The sequence below is a fragment of the Pantoea sp. USHLN298 genome, from assembly GCF_037149395.1.
Taxonomy (GTDB): Bacteria; Pseudomonadota; Gammaproteobacteria; order Enterobacterales; family Enterobacteriaceae; genus Pantoea; species Pantoea astica.
This window is the reverse complement of the sequence record NZ_JBBCRO010000003.1, coordinates 598,911-615,103: the sequence shown is the minus strand read 5'-3', so window position 1 is coordinate 615,103 and position 16,193 is coordinate 598,911. Positions and strand designations below refer to the sequence as shown.

Below are 16,193 nucleotides of genomic sequence, written 5' to 3'. Positions count from 1 at the left end.
GGTGCAGCTTATTAACCAAGTCAGGAGAGCTGGAGCCACGTACCCGGAATACTCAGCGCAAACTCACAACCAAAAACGATCGCCGGCGTCTGAAAACCAGGGAAACTGTCACCGTTCAGGACACGCCTTGCAGCCTCTGTGGCCGCAAGCGGCGTATAGGAATATCCGTTAACCGTTCCAATCACAGCCCGGTTGATCTTCCCGTCAGCCCCGGTAACTTCAGCAACAGCGCGTGCGCGGTTTGCATCGCGTTCATCCTGCCCGGGCCCTTCAGGAAGCAGGGACAAATCACCCTGCGGAAAGGCATCCCCTGTTACATGCACAAACATCTCAATATCCGGAATGCCGGTTGAATGCCATGCCGTCACCAGATCGCCAAAGGAAAGCGGCGCACAGGCCACAGGGCCTTCACCAAAATCAAACCAGCCGGGCTGCGCATCCTCTTTCGTCATCAGAATACCGTTAACACGTTCCAGCAGGCCGGCTGCGATTATTTCGCCTGCGCTGACGGCAGACCCCCGGGACATCGTTCCAGCCACCTGTAATGCTATACGTAACCGTCGTGGTTCCGGTACATGCCGTGCAAGGCGAACGGCCAGGCAGTCGGTTGGCACCACGTCCCAGCCCACGCCCGGCAGTAGCATACTCCCGGCCCGCGCCGCTCTTTCTCCCAATGACTCTGCCAGCCGGTAAACGTTAATTTCCGCTGTGATATCGAGGTAATGAATACCCTGGTCTATACAGGCTTTCATCAGCGGTTCTGCCGTAGCGGCAAACGGCCCGGCACAGTTCAGCACAACGCCGACGCCTGCCAGCTGCAGCGCAGTTTCAGCAGCGTCTTCCAGGCCAAATACCCGCATACTGACGTCAAGCTCACCGGCAAGTGCGGCCAGCCGTTGCCTGTTTCTGCCGGCAATAATAGTATTCAGGCCGGCACTTTTAGCCTGCGCAGCGATCATGCGTCCCGTATAACCGGTGGCTCCATAAATCAGTAATGTTTTCATGGTTGAGGGTGCTGCCATTGTTTATAAACAAATTCCAGGCTGTAGCCATCGGGATCGAAAACGCCGGCGGCGTAGTAGCGGGGATCGTAGTGAAGCCGGGCACCGGGTGCGCCATTGTCAGACGCGCCGGCACGCATGGCTGAAGCATAGGCTTCATTCACCATTGTCTGATTTCGCGCGACAAACCCGACATGTACAGCAGCTGGTGCAACAGCTCCTTCGCGTAGCCAGAAAAAGATCCGGCCCTGAGCGCCAAACCCTTTCAAATCCGGGTGGCCAGGCGGCCCCTCTTTTCCGTCATAATCATGACGAACCGTGATGCCGAGAGGGGCAAGCGCTTCCGTATAGAAACGGACAGAACGGTCTGTATCGCTGACCGTTAAAAACAGATGATCGAGCATAAAACCTCCGGAAGGATTCAGATTTGGTAGCCGCCGGCAACCTCAATGGATTGTGCGTTAATCCAGACGCTGTCATCAGAGACCAGGCCTGCGATAACCCGGCCGACATCATCCGGCTCCCCCACGCGTTCCAGCGCGGTCTGTGAGGCGAGCAGAGCCTCAAATTCATCATTCAGTCCTCCGCCAAGCGACGTACGGATCGCACCCGGAGAGACTGCGTTGGCCCGGATGCGCCGCGGCCCGAACTCTTTGGCCATATAGCGGGTCAGTACTTCAAGGCCGCCTTTAAAGGCAGCGTAGGGCGCAACACCTGCAGTAGCCACGCGCGTGGTGGCGCTGGTGACGTTGATGATGTGTCCTCCATCGCAAATCAGAGGCAGCAGCTTTTGGGTCAGGAAAAAAGGGCCCTTCAGGTGTACGGCAAAAAGACTGTCGAACTCACTCTCCGTCACCGTTTCAATCGGGTTGAAGAGCCCAAATCCGGCGTTGTTGACCAGCACATCAATCTGCTCACGTTCCCAGGTGACACTGACTATTTCCAGTAAGGCGTTGCGGAAAGTGCCGAAGGTTTCGGTGCGAGCCACATCCAGATGCAGCGCAACGGCACGCCCGCCTGACGCTTCAATCACCTTCACAACGCTCAGGGCAGATTCAGGATGGCTGTTATAAGTCACAATCACCCCCATCCCTTTAGCCGCGCACTGCTGCGCCACGCTGGCGCCGATCCCGCCACTGCCGCCGGTAATCAGTACAATTTTCATGATTTCATCCTTTCTGTCTGCGATAGAAAAAGGATAAAACTTCCCGGACAGGCCAGCCTCTGCGTTCCTGCTCGATTCTTGCCTTTTTCTGCTTTATGCTCGTTTTAATCATCATACAGAGGAAGCTGACTTTGATACTGGAACCCCTGCTTGAAGAGCTGCGTCTTCTGGCCGCTCATGCCCGAAACTGGCGAACCGAAACCGGTATTCCCCGTGTGGCAATGGTGCAGGGTAACGTTCCCGCACATGCACTGGCTGCGGTCTATGAGCCGATGGTTAATCTCATATTGCGAGGCAGTAAATCCATGACGGTGGGAGACCGGGTGTTTAATTACAATCCTGCTTCTTACTTTGTTATGTCGGTAGATTTGCCAGCCGTAGGCGAAGTCCATCCCGAGGTCACCGGTGAGCCGTATCTCGCGGTCAGCCTGACCCTGACGCCGGAACGGATTGCGACACTGCTGGCTGATTTACCTCCCGTGAAGGCTGATTTACAGTCGGGTGCTTTTTCCGTTGCTGCCGTCACGCCCGAACTGCTGGATGCCTGGATAAGAATGCTTCGCCTGATGAAAAATCCTGAAGATATCCCTGCTCTCGCACCGGTGTATGAACGTGAAATCCTTTATCATGTTCTTAAAGGCCCACATGGCTGGATGCTGAGGGATATTGCTTCACCGGGAACCATGCTGGCGCGGATAGGTAATGCAATTCGCTGGATAAGACATAATTTTGCTGATGAATTTGTGGTTGAAACACTGGCCGGACGGGAAGCCATGAGCGTATCGGCCTTTCATCGTCATTTTAAGTCTGTGACAAACATGAGTCCGGTCCAATATCAGAAGCGCGTCCGTCTTCTTCATGCCAGAACCAAATTACTGGCGCGTCAGCAAAGCGTCACGTCTGTTGCCATGGAGGTGGGTTATCGCAGCGTGCCTCAGTTTAATCGTGAGTACGCCCGTTTCTTTGGCCGCTCTCCTTTAAAAGATGCTGCAAGTCTCCGGAACGACGCTGATGATGCAGAAAACTCTCTGAATCACCACGTTTAAAGCGGCAGTGAATTTTGCTGCCGCAACGAAGCAATAACTCAACTCGCGATATTTCACTCCGTGGGTAGCAGTCAGGAAAATCCAACAGGCAGTAACTCAGACGTGGTTCAATTTCGCAAAGTGACGGCTGGCACTCTTACTCATCCTTTCTGACAGACGACTTCGATGTTATTACCGTCAGGATCAAGGATGAAAGCCGCATAGTAGTGTGAATGATAATGATCGCGAATTCCCGGCGCGCCATTGTCTCTACCGCCTGCCTGTAGAGCTGCACGCCAGAATTCGTCGACTATGGCCCGCTCACTGGCAGCAAAAGCCAGATGTGTTGAAGCGCCTGTTATGTCTTTATCGTGAAGCCAGAGCCTCGGGTATCCCTCCGGGCCCAGCCCGTGCCGGGCACCACCCGTTAAAGTGCGCTCCGGAGGCACAGAAATAATCAGGCTGAACCCCAGCGGGGCGAGGGCTGCTTCAAAGAATTTGAGCGATACCAGAGCATTTTTTACAGCAATTTCAACATGGTCGATAACAGACATAACTTTTACTTCCTGGTTAAACATTTTTTGACGTCAGGAGAGCGCTGAATGCCTGACCGGCCAGCTGAGCCACGGCAGTCAACCTGGCTTTTGATAATCCCGTTACTGCGGCTGCAGAAAAGCCTCGCAGCGTTGTCACGACATAATCAGAAAGCTCGCGGTCCCGTGCTGGTTCATACTGCCGGATATAATTTCTGATGAACTGAATTCCTGCCTTACCATAGCGACTTGCCAGCTCCCGGGCCTGCGGATCGTTGGCACGCATACCTTCAGCCACAAGACAGCCTCGCTGGACCGGGGAACGGGCGTATAAACGTGCAGCAGTCATAAAAAGATCTGTAACCGCCTCATCCAGCGGCCTGCCCGGAGTCAAAATTTTGTCAGCTGGCAGGTTTCCTTCTGCAACATAGAGATCCAGGCAGCGTTCAAACAGTCCTGCTTTACTACCGTAAGCGGCATAAAGGCTGGGAGGATTTATATTCAGCGTCTTTGTCAGTTCCGTGATACCTACAGCATCATAACCACGCTGATGAAACAGCGCTTTAGCCGTCTGCACGCCGGACTCTCTGTCAAGCACCCGCCTGGGTGCTTTTATTGTTTTTTCGGTATCGCTCATAGGTTTTTTTCCGCTGCATCAGAAGTGTTTCTGACTGCCATCTTAAAACTTTCTTGTAGTGATCGCTACAAGAAGTTAGTGACAGCCTGTTCAGGTTTAATTATAGTGACCACTACAAACAAACATATGGTGCAATTATGAATCAGTTGTTTAAGAGAAAGGTGGCCGTTATAACTGGTGGCGGGAGCGGCATTGGACTGGCTATAGCGAAAAGCATGAGCGATGAAGGCGCAGATGTCATTATCACTGGCCGGAATGCAGAAACCCTTCAGGAGGCGGTAAAGGCTCTGGGGAAAAATGTAAAAGGTATTGTTGCTGATGTCAGCAGCAAGGTTAGTATTAATGCGCTTTATGAACAGGTTGAAGCGGAATTTGGCCACATTGATATTCTTGTCGCTAATGCCGGCGGTGGGGTCCATGCTCCGCTTGGTGAAATCACTGAAAAACAGATCCACGACCAGTTCGCCACCAATGTTAAAGGTGTTGTGTTGACTGTCCAGCAGGCTTTGCCCCTGCTTGTGAAGGGTTCAAGCGTGATTATCATTGGTTCGACGGCATCAGTAGACCCGGGTCCAACCATGAGCATTTATGGTGCGACTAAAGCCGCTGTGAGAAACATGGTGAGAAGCTGGATTACAGAGCTGCACGGGACGGGTATACGCATAAACATCGTCAGTCCGGGTCCTGTGAATACAGAGTCGCTCAGAGCCGCATTTGGTGATAATGCCGAAGAGGGGATCGCCTTCCTCACCGCTAAAAGTCCGCTGGGGCGTATCGGAGAGCCGGAAGAAATTGCCTCTGTTGTTTCTTTCCTGGCCAGTGATGCCTCAAGTTATGTGAATGGTATAGAGCTGTTTGCTGACGGGGGCGCCTCTCAGACCTGACAGATGATAGGTACGTTCATTTAACACAAAATTACTCTCGCTCACCTGTTGTGTTGGCCCGGAACACAGATGTCCGCTTATGGCTGTGAGTTCTTCGTTTCATGGCAACGTCCCCCTTTATTTAAGGATAGCGTTGCATCGACCCGTTGAACTCACAGCACATTGCAGACGTCTGAATATAACAAAGATGGCCCCTCCGCTTCCCCGCCGGGACGAGGTCGATTAAGGGTGGATACGTAGCTAGGGATTAGAATGGAAGATAAATCCTTCACTATCTCGAGCCTGATAATAATAGGTTTCAAATTCAGCACGATTAATACTAAATGCAACGTGATGGTCTTGACCTAACCCTGCGAAAAGGATATCAGCCTCTTTACAGCGGAATACTTTAAGCTTATCGTTTTTTACGATCGTTAACCGCCCCATGCGGGTTCCTGCAGTAATTTTCGCATCAAGAGCCAGCTCTGGATGTTGATCTGTTCTTACCGAAACTCTTAGCATCACCAGGTTTCCTTATGATAAAGCGGGTCAGTATCGTGCGAGCAAGGCAGCGCAACATTACTGTAATACTGCGATCAGTCACGGAAGTAAGGCTCCAGTGCTTCCGGCTGCTGCATCTCCACCCCATGGAGATAACCGGCATATTCATACGCTATCCCTGACGGGTCTAAATCCACGTTAACCCTGCAACGGTTTTCTGCTGCGTGCTGCTGGATTGTGTGACATAAGCTACTTCATCTGGAATGTGAAAATGTATGTAACTCCGTCTTCGTCAACAAAGGCACTGTTGAAAGGATCTTGTGAGCCCTTCGAATTCGCTATAGCGTCCGCCCGAAATTTGATATGAGAAAATGGTTTGCATTTTATTTCTAGTTTATCAAAAGCCTGGCATGCACTGGGAAACTCCATACCATTTACAGAAACCTTATATCTGCGTCGTCTGGCAGCTTCAGACTCACTGGGTGTTGCATACCTCGACATAAGCTATTCCCTCTTAAGTAGACTGAGTAACCATATTATTTATATAACTGAAATATTTCATCCCATAAAAGTTATAACACTGGAAGAGGGGGACGTGATTTTTTTGCAAAAATAATGCGGTGGAACTACACAGGAATTGCTCTGAAGGAAGCTGACTATAACCCAAAATGGTTAAATTTAATAAGAAATTTTCTATCGAAACGATTCGATATTCAAACTACTGCTAATTTGATGCTGATCATGTTTTAAAATAATTAACTGGTTAGATTCATAGGCAGTTTAAGTACTGACTTCCTGCTTTTTCAAGGTGAATGGCATGTGTACTTTGTGTTTTTGTTGCCAAAAGTGTGGCTCAAATAAGTTCATATTCACTCAACGAGATCAGGTTCAGAGGATGCCGCATGGAGCTGCCTGCGCAATATGCCGGTACCCTATGACCGTGAGTTCATGCTTCGCCAGACAACGGTACGTACAACGTGATAATGCGCAACCTGAGCATAGCCATGAAGAAGATTAATGCTTCAAAACGGGCATCGTATAAAGGTCATTACGTCGGCTTTGTTCATAGCTGAAGATGCAGGTTCGAATCCTGCTGCTCCGTCTCTCTTTCCATTTTCCGTTTTTTTGGTCTGTCAGCGGTCAGAAAAATTTTTCTCCGCTAAGTCTCAAAAGAAGCCATGATTACGCATCGCCACGTTAGCACTCAACGGACTCTCGTGATGGGCAACGTTAAGTCAGTTGCCTCGATCTAATGCGTTAATAATCCATCGCGGCTCATCAATCATTAACGATTTATCAACTTCTATATCATGGATTCGCATGTTATAGGTCCGAATTAGTTTTGCTAAACTGTAGCGAATGTGGTCCCCATCATAGGTTGACATTTCCTCAATATTAGTACCGATGAAAATCTCAGCGGATTGCACCGATATCTGTTCGGACATACCTACGTTATCTGCCATTTGTCGTGCGGCTTGAACTTTACTGTCAAGCGTCAAAATAACGGGTCTGTATCCGGCACGCTTGTTTTCAACACACCGCGAAATCAGTTTTTCCATAGGCGCTGTGGTGACATGAAATGCCGTCGTACCCACCTGAAAATCACCTTCCCTGTCGGTATGTAAATCAGCAGCGTTAGCTCTGTCAGTACCAATCTTTTCATCAGGAAAGCGCAGCTGTAATTTGGCTCCGACAAGATGCTGCAGCACGGCACCCGTAGGCTTGTCAGAACGTTCTGCAGCTGCTTTGAGAATATCGCTGACGACAGAAGATAAGGGTTTAGTATGATCAATATCGACGGTTATTCTCTGCTTGTCGAAGTAATCGATCCGCACACACTTCGTAAAAAATGCCTCAAGCTGGGATGATATGTAAACTACATCAACGGGATCACTCCCTGAAAGTTGAGTGTTATTTAACACGTCCCTAATTGCTGCAGCAAGAAAGACGGTTCCTCTTGAGGTGCGACCACCTTCTCGCGTGAAAATGCGGGTTTCGCCATGTTGCTCGAGAATCTTTGCTATAGCCGGCCCGCTCAGACCGCGTACCTGACTTTTACCATCACTGTAAAGTCTATCGTCAGTGATAGGCATACCATCGGCCATCATGCGAGAGACAATCAAACCGGCATTCATGACGTTGGTATTCATCGAGCCGTTCTGAGCGCGCTGACTTTCGTACCAATTTTTTGCCGCTTCCAGATAAATTTCAGTATGGCTGGATTTGTTCATTCACTAATTTTCCATGTGAGTTTGCTGATGCTTCAAGATGAGGGAGGATCATGTGCTTAGCTACCCAGCCAACGGCCGGCACAACAACGGCATCACCGAAGCCATACTGAATATGTGAGTCACGCAGATTATTAAGCGTATACCACCCGGCACCCATCAGTCGTGCATATTCAAGCCCGGTCATCCAGCGGATTTTAAGTGATCCGTTACCCATAATCACAACTGCCTGTTTTGAAGAACCGCCTCGAGCGGTGCGGAGACATCCGGAAATATCTTCGGGCCTCATTTCCCATACCGGGATCCCGTTGCGCGTTCGCCGATAAGCCGTTCGGGCGGTAATCTCAGGCAGGCTGACAAATTGCTCCAGCCTTTCACGCTGTACAGGGGCCATAGAATTCCTGAATAACGCTACCTTTTCAGCGTTCCACCATCTGGGATCACCGTCTGGCATCATTTCAATTTCTTCTGTGAACCCCTGAGCCAGTAAGTCTGGTGCCTTTGGTAATGGCATCATGAATGTGCGCAGCTCAGAATCTTTATGTAGCCATGAAAGCCAGTCAGGCCTTAAGCATGTATCCTGCTCGCCGCCATCAATAGGATGCTTAACACCAATGATGAAAAGCCGAGGGCGCGACTGTGGAACAAAGCGGCGTGCATCCAAAGTAATCGCATCCACGGCATAGCCCAGCGAGTTAAATTCTTTTACTGCAGCTCTTAAATCTTCTCTGTTGTGAGAAGAAGCGAGTCCGATCACGTTCTCCAGAACGATTACTTCTGGCTTGCGCTCATGCATATTTGCAATCAAATCGGTAAAGCCGAAGAAAGCGGACGACTCACGCCCTCCCCGTAAGCCGACACGTTTACCAGCAAGGCTCAGATCAGTGCAGGGTGAGGATGCCCACGCAACATCAGCGGCAGGCAATTCTTCGCTCGTGAGGGAATGAATATCAGAAAGTATGAGATCACCAGGTCCCCAGTGGCCTTCATACATTGCCTTTTTGTTCAAATCATAATCATTTGCCCAAACAGTTTTGATCCCTGCCAGCTCCATACCTGCTCTGGCCAGACCTATACCAGCAAAGAATTCCAAAGCGGTCCACTCGGACTCGCGGCGGATAGGTATTATGTTCACGCAATTTCTCCCACTATTCATTCCCTAATCATCCCATAAACTCATCTTTTAGGCACTGCTGAACAGGTATTTATGAGTGCTTTTGTGAGTCGTGAACGGGAGTTTTGTACAGCATGGAAACTAAAAACCTTGATATTCGTAACTAATTTTTTGATGCTAAACCGATAACATTTAATCAGTTAGATTGTTTGATAAGGGGGAGGAGTGGGCTTCAATGCAGTATCTGGATGACAGAAAATCGCTGTATCAACTGATTTGGTCGAAACCAGTTAATGAAGCAGCGTCAGAACTCAGTATCACCGAGCAGGCGCTTATTGCCAGATGCATCGAGCTCAGAATTCCCCGGCCAATGGCTGGTTACTGGCGTGCGGTCGCCAGAAATAACGCACCATCCATTCCTCCTTTGCCTCCGCTTAAAGCAAACGAAAGCATTAGTTCTTTCAGTCAAGCCGGTTTGTCACAACACCCCTCAGTTGTGAAAGATAAACCTTCACGCAGCAGCAACAACGCCAAACCTGATGCCAGGCGGAAAACGCCATCTCATTCTGTCACAGGCGCACAGCTGTTTTTTGCCGCTAAAGAGATTTTGCTGAAAGCTCAGATAACTCAGCTGGGATATTACAAGCCAACTAAGCGCAAACTCCTGGACGTAAATGTATCGGATACAGGCCTGAATGATGCTGAAGCCTTCCTGCTTAAATTTTTTGCCACAGCAGAGAGAAGCGGATTTCGTGTGAGGCTGGCAGAGATGCGTGAAAGCTTTTACAGAAGAGATATTTCTGCCTTTGAAGAGGGCGGCCGGGATTTTCTGTACCCATCTCTCTGGAAGCCAACAAATGAGAGCGTAATAAGCTTAGACGGAATAAGCGTGGGCTTCTCACTGGTGGAGATGGTGGAGTATGTGCCAGCTAAAAGGGTGAAGGGCCGTTATGTACGGGATGAAAAGATGATCAGCTGGTCGCGCGGCAAAAATTCAGCTCAACTCGGTTATTACAGTCGGCATCATATACCGTGTGGTCGGTTCAGGCTGCAACTCTACTCTCCCTACGAGCAGGAGGGCTGGTATCAGGTTTTCACTCAAACCAAAACCTGCGGTTTGATAAGCCAGATACCGAAAATTATCAAGGCGGCCCAATCCGCTCTGCCGGTCCTAAAGAATGAAATCCAGGCGCAGAAAGAACGTGCTGAAGCCCACCGTTTGCGGATGGAGCAGCAGATGATCGAGTATAAAAAACGTGAGGCTATCCGTAAGCGGGAAGAGGCGCATAAGGCCAGCGTGAACGAACTGCAGGGCATTATGGCTAAATGGGCAGAAGATATGCGTGTCGAACAATTCTTCAGGGATGCTGAAAGAGATATTGAGAAATGCGATGCTGTACTTCAGGATCAGCTGAGAGAACGGCTCAGGGCCGCAAGGGGATTTATGCAGGGTGAAACTGCCCTGCAGCGCCTGTTGAAATGGCGTACGCCGGACGAGCGGCTTAAGTAACAGGGCGGCCTCATAATACTGAACAGCTATGGCCGTCAGGCAATATCCATTCGTAACAGAATCTCTGACAGAGTGGTTAGGCCCTGTCAGGATATTGCTTTGCTCAACACTCAGTTTCTGAAGATGTTAGTTCACAGTAGTACGAGCTGCCTTTCTCGACTTAATATACTGATTTTTTAAATAAACCCTGTAATCTCTGGCACAGAATCGCCTGATTGAAAAAATGAAAATCCGAAATGCAACGAATAATAATAATACTGCAATCCATGGTAATCCTTTTTGCCCTGCAATGTATTTATCAATGGTTTTTGCATCATCTTTACTATCAAAGGAGTGGCATATTACTTCAATTGTATTCGGGGATAGTTTTGTTAATCGGTTGATTTTGTTGACGTCATAGTTATCCTTTTTGCATGTTTCTGGTGTTATCTTATATTTGCTGAGTGCTGGCTTAGCCATTTCATGGTTTATCAAAACCCACGGTTCTTCATCATGGAACTTTAGCATGGCCTTATCACTGACGCCGATGGCAACGATAACGAGACTGAAAAGGAAAATCCCAACAGAAAAGAGAAATGTAATAAAGCTAAATGTCAGTGATGGTTTCTCCATCTTGAGCTTATAAAAATCAAAATTACCTTTTGATTCCGAAATTTTCTTTATGTCAATGCCGTGTTTTGTTATTCTTTTGTGAAATCTTAAAAGATCACTTTTTGTTTTTGCTTCTGTATTGAATACCGCATTGAATTTATCAAGATCTTTTCTTTCCTGCATGTATGTTTCGAGGTTTTCATCATAAAATTTCTTGTCTCCTACAAATAAAGACCACAGGCGATAGTATAAGCTGTAGGTAGAACCGCTTCTCGAATAAAAAATATAGCTGATTGCTAAAAGTATAATGATCGCCGAAATGGCACTTATCAATGTGTCAAACTTAATAATGTTCTGCACTAAACTTTCCATAATAAAAAAGACCTTCATAAAAGGGGGGGGTAGTGGCGCTATTGATGTGTTTTGCTGTTAATCTTATCCGTTATCGCTATATAAGCAGCAACAACAAAGGTATAGAAGAAGGAAGTCATATAGAAAAGAGTTAAGCATAAAGCATTCAATTTTAGTTCTTTTCGGACATCTGATGCGAGAGAAAAAATAAGCAGTATAACTACCAGGTCCGGAAGTATGTCAAAAACTCTGCGTATAAAGGTTGTTCTGTACTGGGTGTCTTCAGGGCTCGTTAATATGTATTGGTATTGTCTGTAACTCTCAACCAATGAACAGCACCTTGGAGCGATTGCTGCAAACAAAGTTATTATGGTGGCAAAAAAATAAATAATTGGTTTCTCATTGGAGAAGGCGAAGGATAATCCACTATAAGTGCCAATAAAAAGAAAAGTGACGATACCTGGACGTAACCCTAATTCAAAATATAGTTTCAGATTAAATGTTATAAATGAACACATCAGAATGATAGCAATAACTAATATAGGGATGAATGCGATTTCGTAGCCAAACAAGTTTGCTTCTCCAGATAAGGTTTGTTGTCAAAAACTTGTGAATAACTGTAGTCATTAGAAAATGACAATTAAAGTGAAAATTATTCATTTTGTTTTTAAATTATCAGTTAAGCTAAATTTTTTTAGCGTGGTAATGCCCCCCCCGCAGCTTTAATGCGAGTTCGTTGAGATGTTTGCAGTAGGTGCTTTTTTAAGAGCTTATAGGAATCATTGAGTGATTTTATATTTTATCTTTCCGATACTTTGATAGCTAAGGTTGTCATTCGCATATTTAGTAAACTGTAAAGTTGCGATGCAGGTGAAGCTTCAATACAGGCCGGGAGGGCAGTAAAGCTGGCCGTTGTAGTAGCTACGAGTAATGGGCAGCGTCAGCATTTTTTCGTCTGCGATTCAGAGCTGGTCTGAGATGCTGCCCGGTTCAGTAAACGTCACAACTTACTTTTTAACTGCCTCTGCTCACGCCGATATATTTTATTTTCAACTGGCGTGAGTGGCCGGTAAGATCCCGAACGGTATGAAACTGCCTGCGCTGAAGGCTCATTTGCGGTAAAGCGGCGTTCAAAGTCCAGCTCCACGCCATTGAGCTCGGCCATCATTCTGACATAGCCTCTCAGCATATTTTCTTTGAACCTGAACCAGCCCTTTCTTCCTTCCAGGGCGGGAATAATTACCGTACCGTACTCCTCCGTTTTCAGTTTTGAAAACTGCCGATCAAACTGTTTACTCTCAAGCTGGCTGTAGCCACGCATTTCGCAGATATGGTTGTAAGAGAAAAAGATGGTCTTCTTTTCCCGCTGCAGATCACCAGAGTCGGCCATAGCCCACAGCATATGGTGAAAGTATTCAGGCCGGCAGTGAGTCGCCTGCACGTAATCGTATTTCAGTGTTTCAGCAACGGAGCTGACGGCATCCCTGAGTCCTTCCAGAAACAGCGCCTGGTCGACCTGCTTCACCTCTTCGTCTTTAGAGAAGGCGCATTGAAGGATCTTCTCACACAGCAGATGAACATAATGAGGATAGCCGTCACTGAGGCCGGATATTTTGAACTTCACATCCTTGCTGAGCTCAAGATCAAACTCGCCAAAGGCTCTGTCGATAATTTCATCCCTTCCGCTCCAGGGCAATGCCTCAAGGGGTGTCTGATGGATCTGCCGTTCACTGGAAAGATGCCCGCCAATCAGTGAATGAAGGGAGTCACTGATGCCTGTAAAGATAAGCTTGATTCTGAGGTTCTGGTCGCCAAGGGCTTTTATGAGCCTTCCGAAGTTCTTTCTTTCTTCAGCACTTTCGATCTGGTCAAATTCATCAATGACAATATGCGGAACAGGTGAGTGCTTTCCTGATAGCGCCGACAGAGCCATCACCGCAGAGGAGACCGAGTTCACTTCACGCAGCAGAGGCTTTTCGGTTTTTTTATGCTGGGCTGACAGGCCTGTACCCATCAGATTTACACTGGCTCCCCAGGTCATTTCAGAAACCGGTTCAGCAGAGACGTTTGCCTTAAGCAGAATATCACTCACTATAGTGCTGAGGGTTGAGCCGGGCTCACAGCCAACAAAGATTGGATCATTATGTGTCTGCAGCTTAACCGCCACAGTCTGAGCCAGCGAGGTTTTGCCCACGCCACGGTCACCGTAAATGAAAACATGGCGGCCATCTGCATACAGTGCCGCCTCGATCTCACTGACCTGCTTTTCCCGGCCAAAAAGCATTTCAAAAGAGGAGATGGGTGCCGAAGGGCGGATCACTTTATTGAGCTTTTCGTAAAATGCCTGACTGGACAGGTTCTGAATAGTCATCATTATTCCTTGAGCAAAAAAGAGAATGCAATGCCATGAAACTTTATTTTCAAATATAAGGGATAATTCGCGGACGCCTTAGTCGCTGATATCCCGCAGCGAACATGTATTGTACCCACAACCCCGGGCCTTAAAAAGTGTTTGCTGATAAGCAGGCTGTGAGATAATCAGCGCCATAAATACTTTTCAGCAATCTGTTAAGTTACACGGTAATCAAAGACCGGTTTCTATTATCTATCCGTTTCAGTGCCGGGGGACATAATGCGCGATATTCAACAAGTACTTGAGCGCTGGGGCGCATGGGCTGCTAATAATCATGAAACAATGACCTGGTATAACACTGCTGCTGGCTTTGGGGGCTTAATTCCCGATAAGATTGTTTCCCGCCCACAATGCAGTGATGAAGATGCACTGATTCTCAGCGAATGTATTGCCAGGCTCTCTAAAAATAATCGCGATATGCATGATCTCCTGATTGATTATTACGTGCTGGGGTATACGTTCATACGTCTGGCAGCAAAGCACGGTTGTTCAGATGGACATATCGGAAAAAAACTGCAGAAAGCAGAAGGACTCGTTGAAGGAATGCTGATGATGCTTAATGTTCCGCTTGAAATGGATCGCCATGTCCAGCGTATTTCTGTACCGGCATCCTCAGAATAAACGTATTTACGTACGTAAAATGACATGTATTCTTTACACATTCAAAGATGTGCCCGCACAGTTAATTTCAGCAAGCCCTGCCATTATGGCGGGGCTTTTTATTTTCATGTCCCCTGAGGGGAGCCAGAGAATGACGATGCATACCAACCCGCATAACTGGCCAGGCCTGCATGAGCTGATACAGAGCTGGTGGCGGGGTGAAACACCTGTGGGTGCGATTTTACTGGCGATGTTCATGGCCGTATTACGTATCGCCTATACGGGGGGCGGCTGGCGAAGAATGATCCTCGAAGGTCTTCTGTGCGGTGCGCTTACGTTAACGGTAGCATCCGCGCTGGCTTATTTCGACTGGCCGCGTACGGCAACCATTGCCATAGGCGGGTCGGTAGGTTTCATCGGCGTGGATTCCCTGCGTACTTTTGTTCTCCGTTTTATCGGTAATCGTATTGGGGTGAAAGATGACAGCGAAAGGGGCCCGGGGCATACGAAATAATAATCCCGGTAACATCCGCTGGGGTGAAAACTGGCGGGGACTCGTTCCAGGGGCTCAGCGCACCGACAAAGCGTTCTGTCAGTTCGTCAGTCCTGAATATGGCATACGCGCCATGATGATTATCCTGACCCACTATCAGATGCAGCATGGCCTCAGCACCATCGCCGGCATAATTCATCGCTGGGCACCGCCTGATGAAAATGACACGCAGGCTTATATTGACAGTGTGGTCGCGGTGACCGGTATTCCTGCCCACCAGCATATTAATGTGACGGACAGCACGACGATGCTGAAACTCATTCAGGCCATTATCGTTCACGAAAACGGATATCAGCCATACGATGCAGCCGTTCTGAAAAGGGCTGAGAAACTGGCACATGAATAATCAGCGATTTCTTTTGTTAGGGTTCGTTTTGTTTCTGATGGGTTTAGCAAGCCTGATTAGCGCAGTCCGAAGGTGGTGACATGAAAGTCAGCATTGCCGGTGGATTGATTATCGTCATCATCATCGGCTGGGCTGCCGAACATTTTCATCATGAATTGCTGATGGCTAAAAAGGCAGAGCTGGCCGTCAGAAAAGAGCTGCAGCGATCTCAGTCAGTCCTCCACAACACAATGGCAGCAGTCACGTTGTTCAGGGATATCACCCGTATCACGCATGAAGACAGGCAGCGAAATCATGCCGAAAGTGAGAAGCGCATTGCCCGTATCAGGAGAGAGGTGCATGAAGATGCCTGTGCTCATCAGCCTGTGCCTGCCGCTGTTACTGACCAGCTGCGCGCGCACAGAGAAAGAATTCGTGCCCGCTCCCGTCGTTCCGGTTCCACCGGAATTGCTGGTGGAGTGTGAAATTCCAGAGGTCCCTGAACACATGACCTACGGCGACAGCCTGGCACTGAATGAAAGGCTTCTGACTGTCATTGAGAACTGCAATATGGACAAGGCGGGCATCCGAAAGATTGAGCAAAACCGAGCTTTGTATGAGCGGGATCCTTTCTGAGCTAAGGGTCCTCCCGATGGGGTGCCCTGTCCACGAGGCGGCGGCCCCGCGGAAAACGGCTGATTTTTGCATTTTCATGCTGGCGGCGGCAGGTCTGTTAAGTAACTGATAATAATAAATAATTTCCATGATCACCTGTACATTCTT

General features: G+C 48.3%; 18 protein-coding genes and 1 tRNA gene. 9 read left to right on the top strand and 10 right to left on the bottom strand.

Annotated elements, in window-relative coordinates; genetic code table 11:
• Nucleotides 1–20 precede the first annotated feature (20 nt).
• Genes WFK59_RS10775 through WFK59_RS10765 form a run of 3 tightly spaced genes read right to left on the bottom strand, consistent with a single transcriptional unit; the run spans nt 21 to nt 2,166 of the window.
• The gene (locus WFK59_RS10775) at nt 21–1,004 is read right to left on the bottom strand and encodes a saccharopine dehydrogenase family protein (RefSeq protein ID WP_336755764.1); all 984 of its coding nucleotides are present in this window, start codon (nt 1,002–1,004) and stop codon (nt 21–23) included.
• A complete protein-coding gene (locus WFK59_RS10770) occupies nt 1,001–1,405 on the bottom strand; it encodes a VOC family protein (RefSeq protein WP_336755763.1) in 405 nt (134 codons plus the stop codon). The genes WFK59_RS10775 and WFK59_RS10770 overlap by 4 nt, the downstream gene beginning before the upstream one ends.
• 17 nt (nt 1,406–1,422) lie before the next feature.
• On the bottom strand, nt 1,423–2,166 hold the full coding sequence (locus tag WFK59_RS10765) for an SDR family NAD(P)-dependent oxidoreductase (RefSeq protein ID WP_336755762.1): 744 nt from the start codon (nt 2,164–2,166) through the stop codon (nt 1,423–1,425).
• A gap of 95 nt (nt 2,167–2,261) precedes the next feature.
• Between WFK59_RS10765 and WFK59_RS10760 the strand changes: the two genes are divergently transcribed.
• Entirely contained in the window at nt 2,262–3,212 is a 951-nt protein-coding gene (locus tag WFK59_RS10760) for an AraC family transcriptional regulator (RefSeq protein ID WP_336755761.1), read from the top strand.
• Between the two features lie 140 nt (nt 3,213–3,352).
• On the opposite strand, the gene WFK59_RS10755 is transcribed toward WFK59_RS10760, so the two are convergent.
• A complete protein-coding gene (locus WFK59_RS10755; protein ID WP_336755760.1) occupies nt 3,353–3,745 on the bottom strand; it encodes a VOC family protein in 393 nt (130 codons plus the stop codon).
• A gap of 16 nt (nt 3,746–3,761) precedes the next feature.
• Nucleotides 3,762–4,361, bottom strand: coding sequence for a TetR/AcrR family transcriptional regulator (locus WFK59_RS10750; protein WP_336755759.1), 600 nt, complete (start codon nt 4,359–4,361; stop codon nt 3,762–3,764).
• Nucleotides 4,362–4,498: 137 nt separating this feature from the next.
• Between WFK59_RS10750 and WFK59_RS10745 the strand changes: the two genes are divergently transcribed.
• Nucleotides 4,499–5,245 carry an SDR family NAD(P)-dependent oxidoreductase gene (locus WFK59_RS10745; protein ID WP_336755758.1) on the top strand — a complete coding sequence of 249 codons (747 nt, stop codon included), beginning with the start codon at nt 4,499–4,501 and terminating at the stop codon, nt 5,243–5,245.
• Between the two features lie 240 nt (nt 5,246–5,485).
• Here the strand turns inward: WFK59_RS10745 and WFK59_RS10740 are convergent, their stop codons facing one another.
• Entirely contained in the window at nt 5,486–5,749 is a 264-nt protein-coding gene (locus tag WFK59_RS10740) for a hypothetical protein (protein WP_336755757.1), read from the bottom strand.
• 1,003 nt (nt 5,750–6,752) lie between these two features.
• Here WFK59_RS10740 and WFK59_RS10735 point away from each other — a divergent pair.
• Nucleotides 6,753–6,828 (top strand) — tRNA-Asn (locus tag WFK59_RS10735).
• Between the two features lie 132 nt (nt 6,829–6,960).
• Here the strand turns inward: WFK59_RS10735 and WFK59_RS10730 are convergent.
• On the bottom strand, nt 6,961–7,956 hold the full coding sequence (locus WFK59_RS10730) for a DUF4928 family protein (RefSeq protein ID WP_336755756.1): 996 nt from the start codon (nt 7,954–7,956) through the stop codon (nt 6,961–6,963).
• Nucleotides 7,934–9,088, bottom strand: coding sequence for a DNA cytosine methyltransferase (locus WFK59_RS10725; protein ID WP_336755755.1), 1,155 nt, complete (start codon nt 9,086–9,088; stop codon nt 7,934–7,936). The genes WFK59_RS10730 and WFK59_RS10725 overlap by 23 nt, the downstream gene beginning before the upstream one ends.
• Before the next feature lie 214 nt (nt 9,089–9,302).
• On the opposite strand from WFK59_RS10725, the gene WFK59_RS10720 reads away from it, so the two are divergent.
• Complete coding sequence (locus WFK59_RS10720; protein ID WP_336755754.1) at nt 9,303–10,577, top strand: hypothetical protein; 1,275 nt, start codon at nt 9,303–9,305, stop codon at nt 10,575–10,577.
• A gap of 126 nt (nt 10,578–10,703) precedes the next feature.
• On the opposite strand, the gene WFK59_RS10715 is transcribed toward WFK59_RS10720, so the two are convergent.
• Together WFK59_RS10715 and WFK59_RS10710 are read right to left on the bottom strand one after the other, a co-directional pair.
• Nucleotides 10,704–11,528: a DUF6216 family protein gene (locus tag WFK59_RS10715; protein WP_336755753.1), complete on the bottom strand. Its 825-nt coding sequence runs from the start codon at nt 11,526–11,528 to the stop codon at nt 10,704–10,706.
• A 991-nt stretch (nt 11,529–12,519) separates the two neighbouring features.
• Nucleotides 12,520–13,890, bottom strand: coding sequence for an ATP-binding protein (locus WFK59_RS10710; RefSeq protein ID WP_336755752.1), 1,371 nt, complete (start codon nt 13,888–13,890; stop codon nt 12,520–12,522).
• A 261-nt stretch (nt 13,891–14,151) separates the two neighbouring features.
• Between WFK59_RS10710 and WFK59_RS10705 the strand changes: the two genes are divergently transcribed.
• From WFK59_RS10705 to lysC, 5 genes are all read left to right on the top strand, one after another.
• Entirely contained in the window at nt 14,152–14,553 is a 402-nt protein-coding gene (locus tag WFK59_RS10705) for an antiterminator Q family protein (protein WP_336755751.1), read from the top strand.
• 130 nt (nt 14,554–14,683) lie between these two features.
• Nucleotides 14,684–15,046, top strand: a complete 363-nt coding sequence (locus WFK59_RS10700) for a phage holin, lambda family (protein WP_336755802.1) — start codon at nt 14,684–14,686, stop codon at nt 15,044–15,046.
• Between the two features lie 112 nt (nt 15,047–15,158).
• On the top strand, nt 15,159–15,431 hold the full coding sequence (locus tag WFK59_RS10695) for a hypothetical protein (RefSeq protein WP_306457323.1): 273 nt from the start codon (nt 15,159–15,161) through the stop codon (nt 15,429–15,431).
• Between the two features lie 80 nt (nt 15,432–15,511).
• Entirely contained in the window at nt 15,512–15,895 is a 384-nt protein-coding gene (locus tag WFK59_RS10690) for a hypothetical protein (RefSeq protein WP_164092179.1), read from the top strand.
• Nucleotides 15,777–16,046, top strand: coding sequence for an Rz1-like lysis system protein LysC (lysC, locus tag WFK59_RS22095; RefSeq protein ID WP_122983622.1), 270 nt, complete (start codon nt 15,777–15,779; stop codon nt 16,044–16,046). Before WFK59_RS10690 ends, lysC begins: the two co-directional genes overlap by 119 nt.
• Nucleotides 16,047–16,193 lie beyond the last annotated feature (147 nt).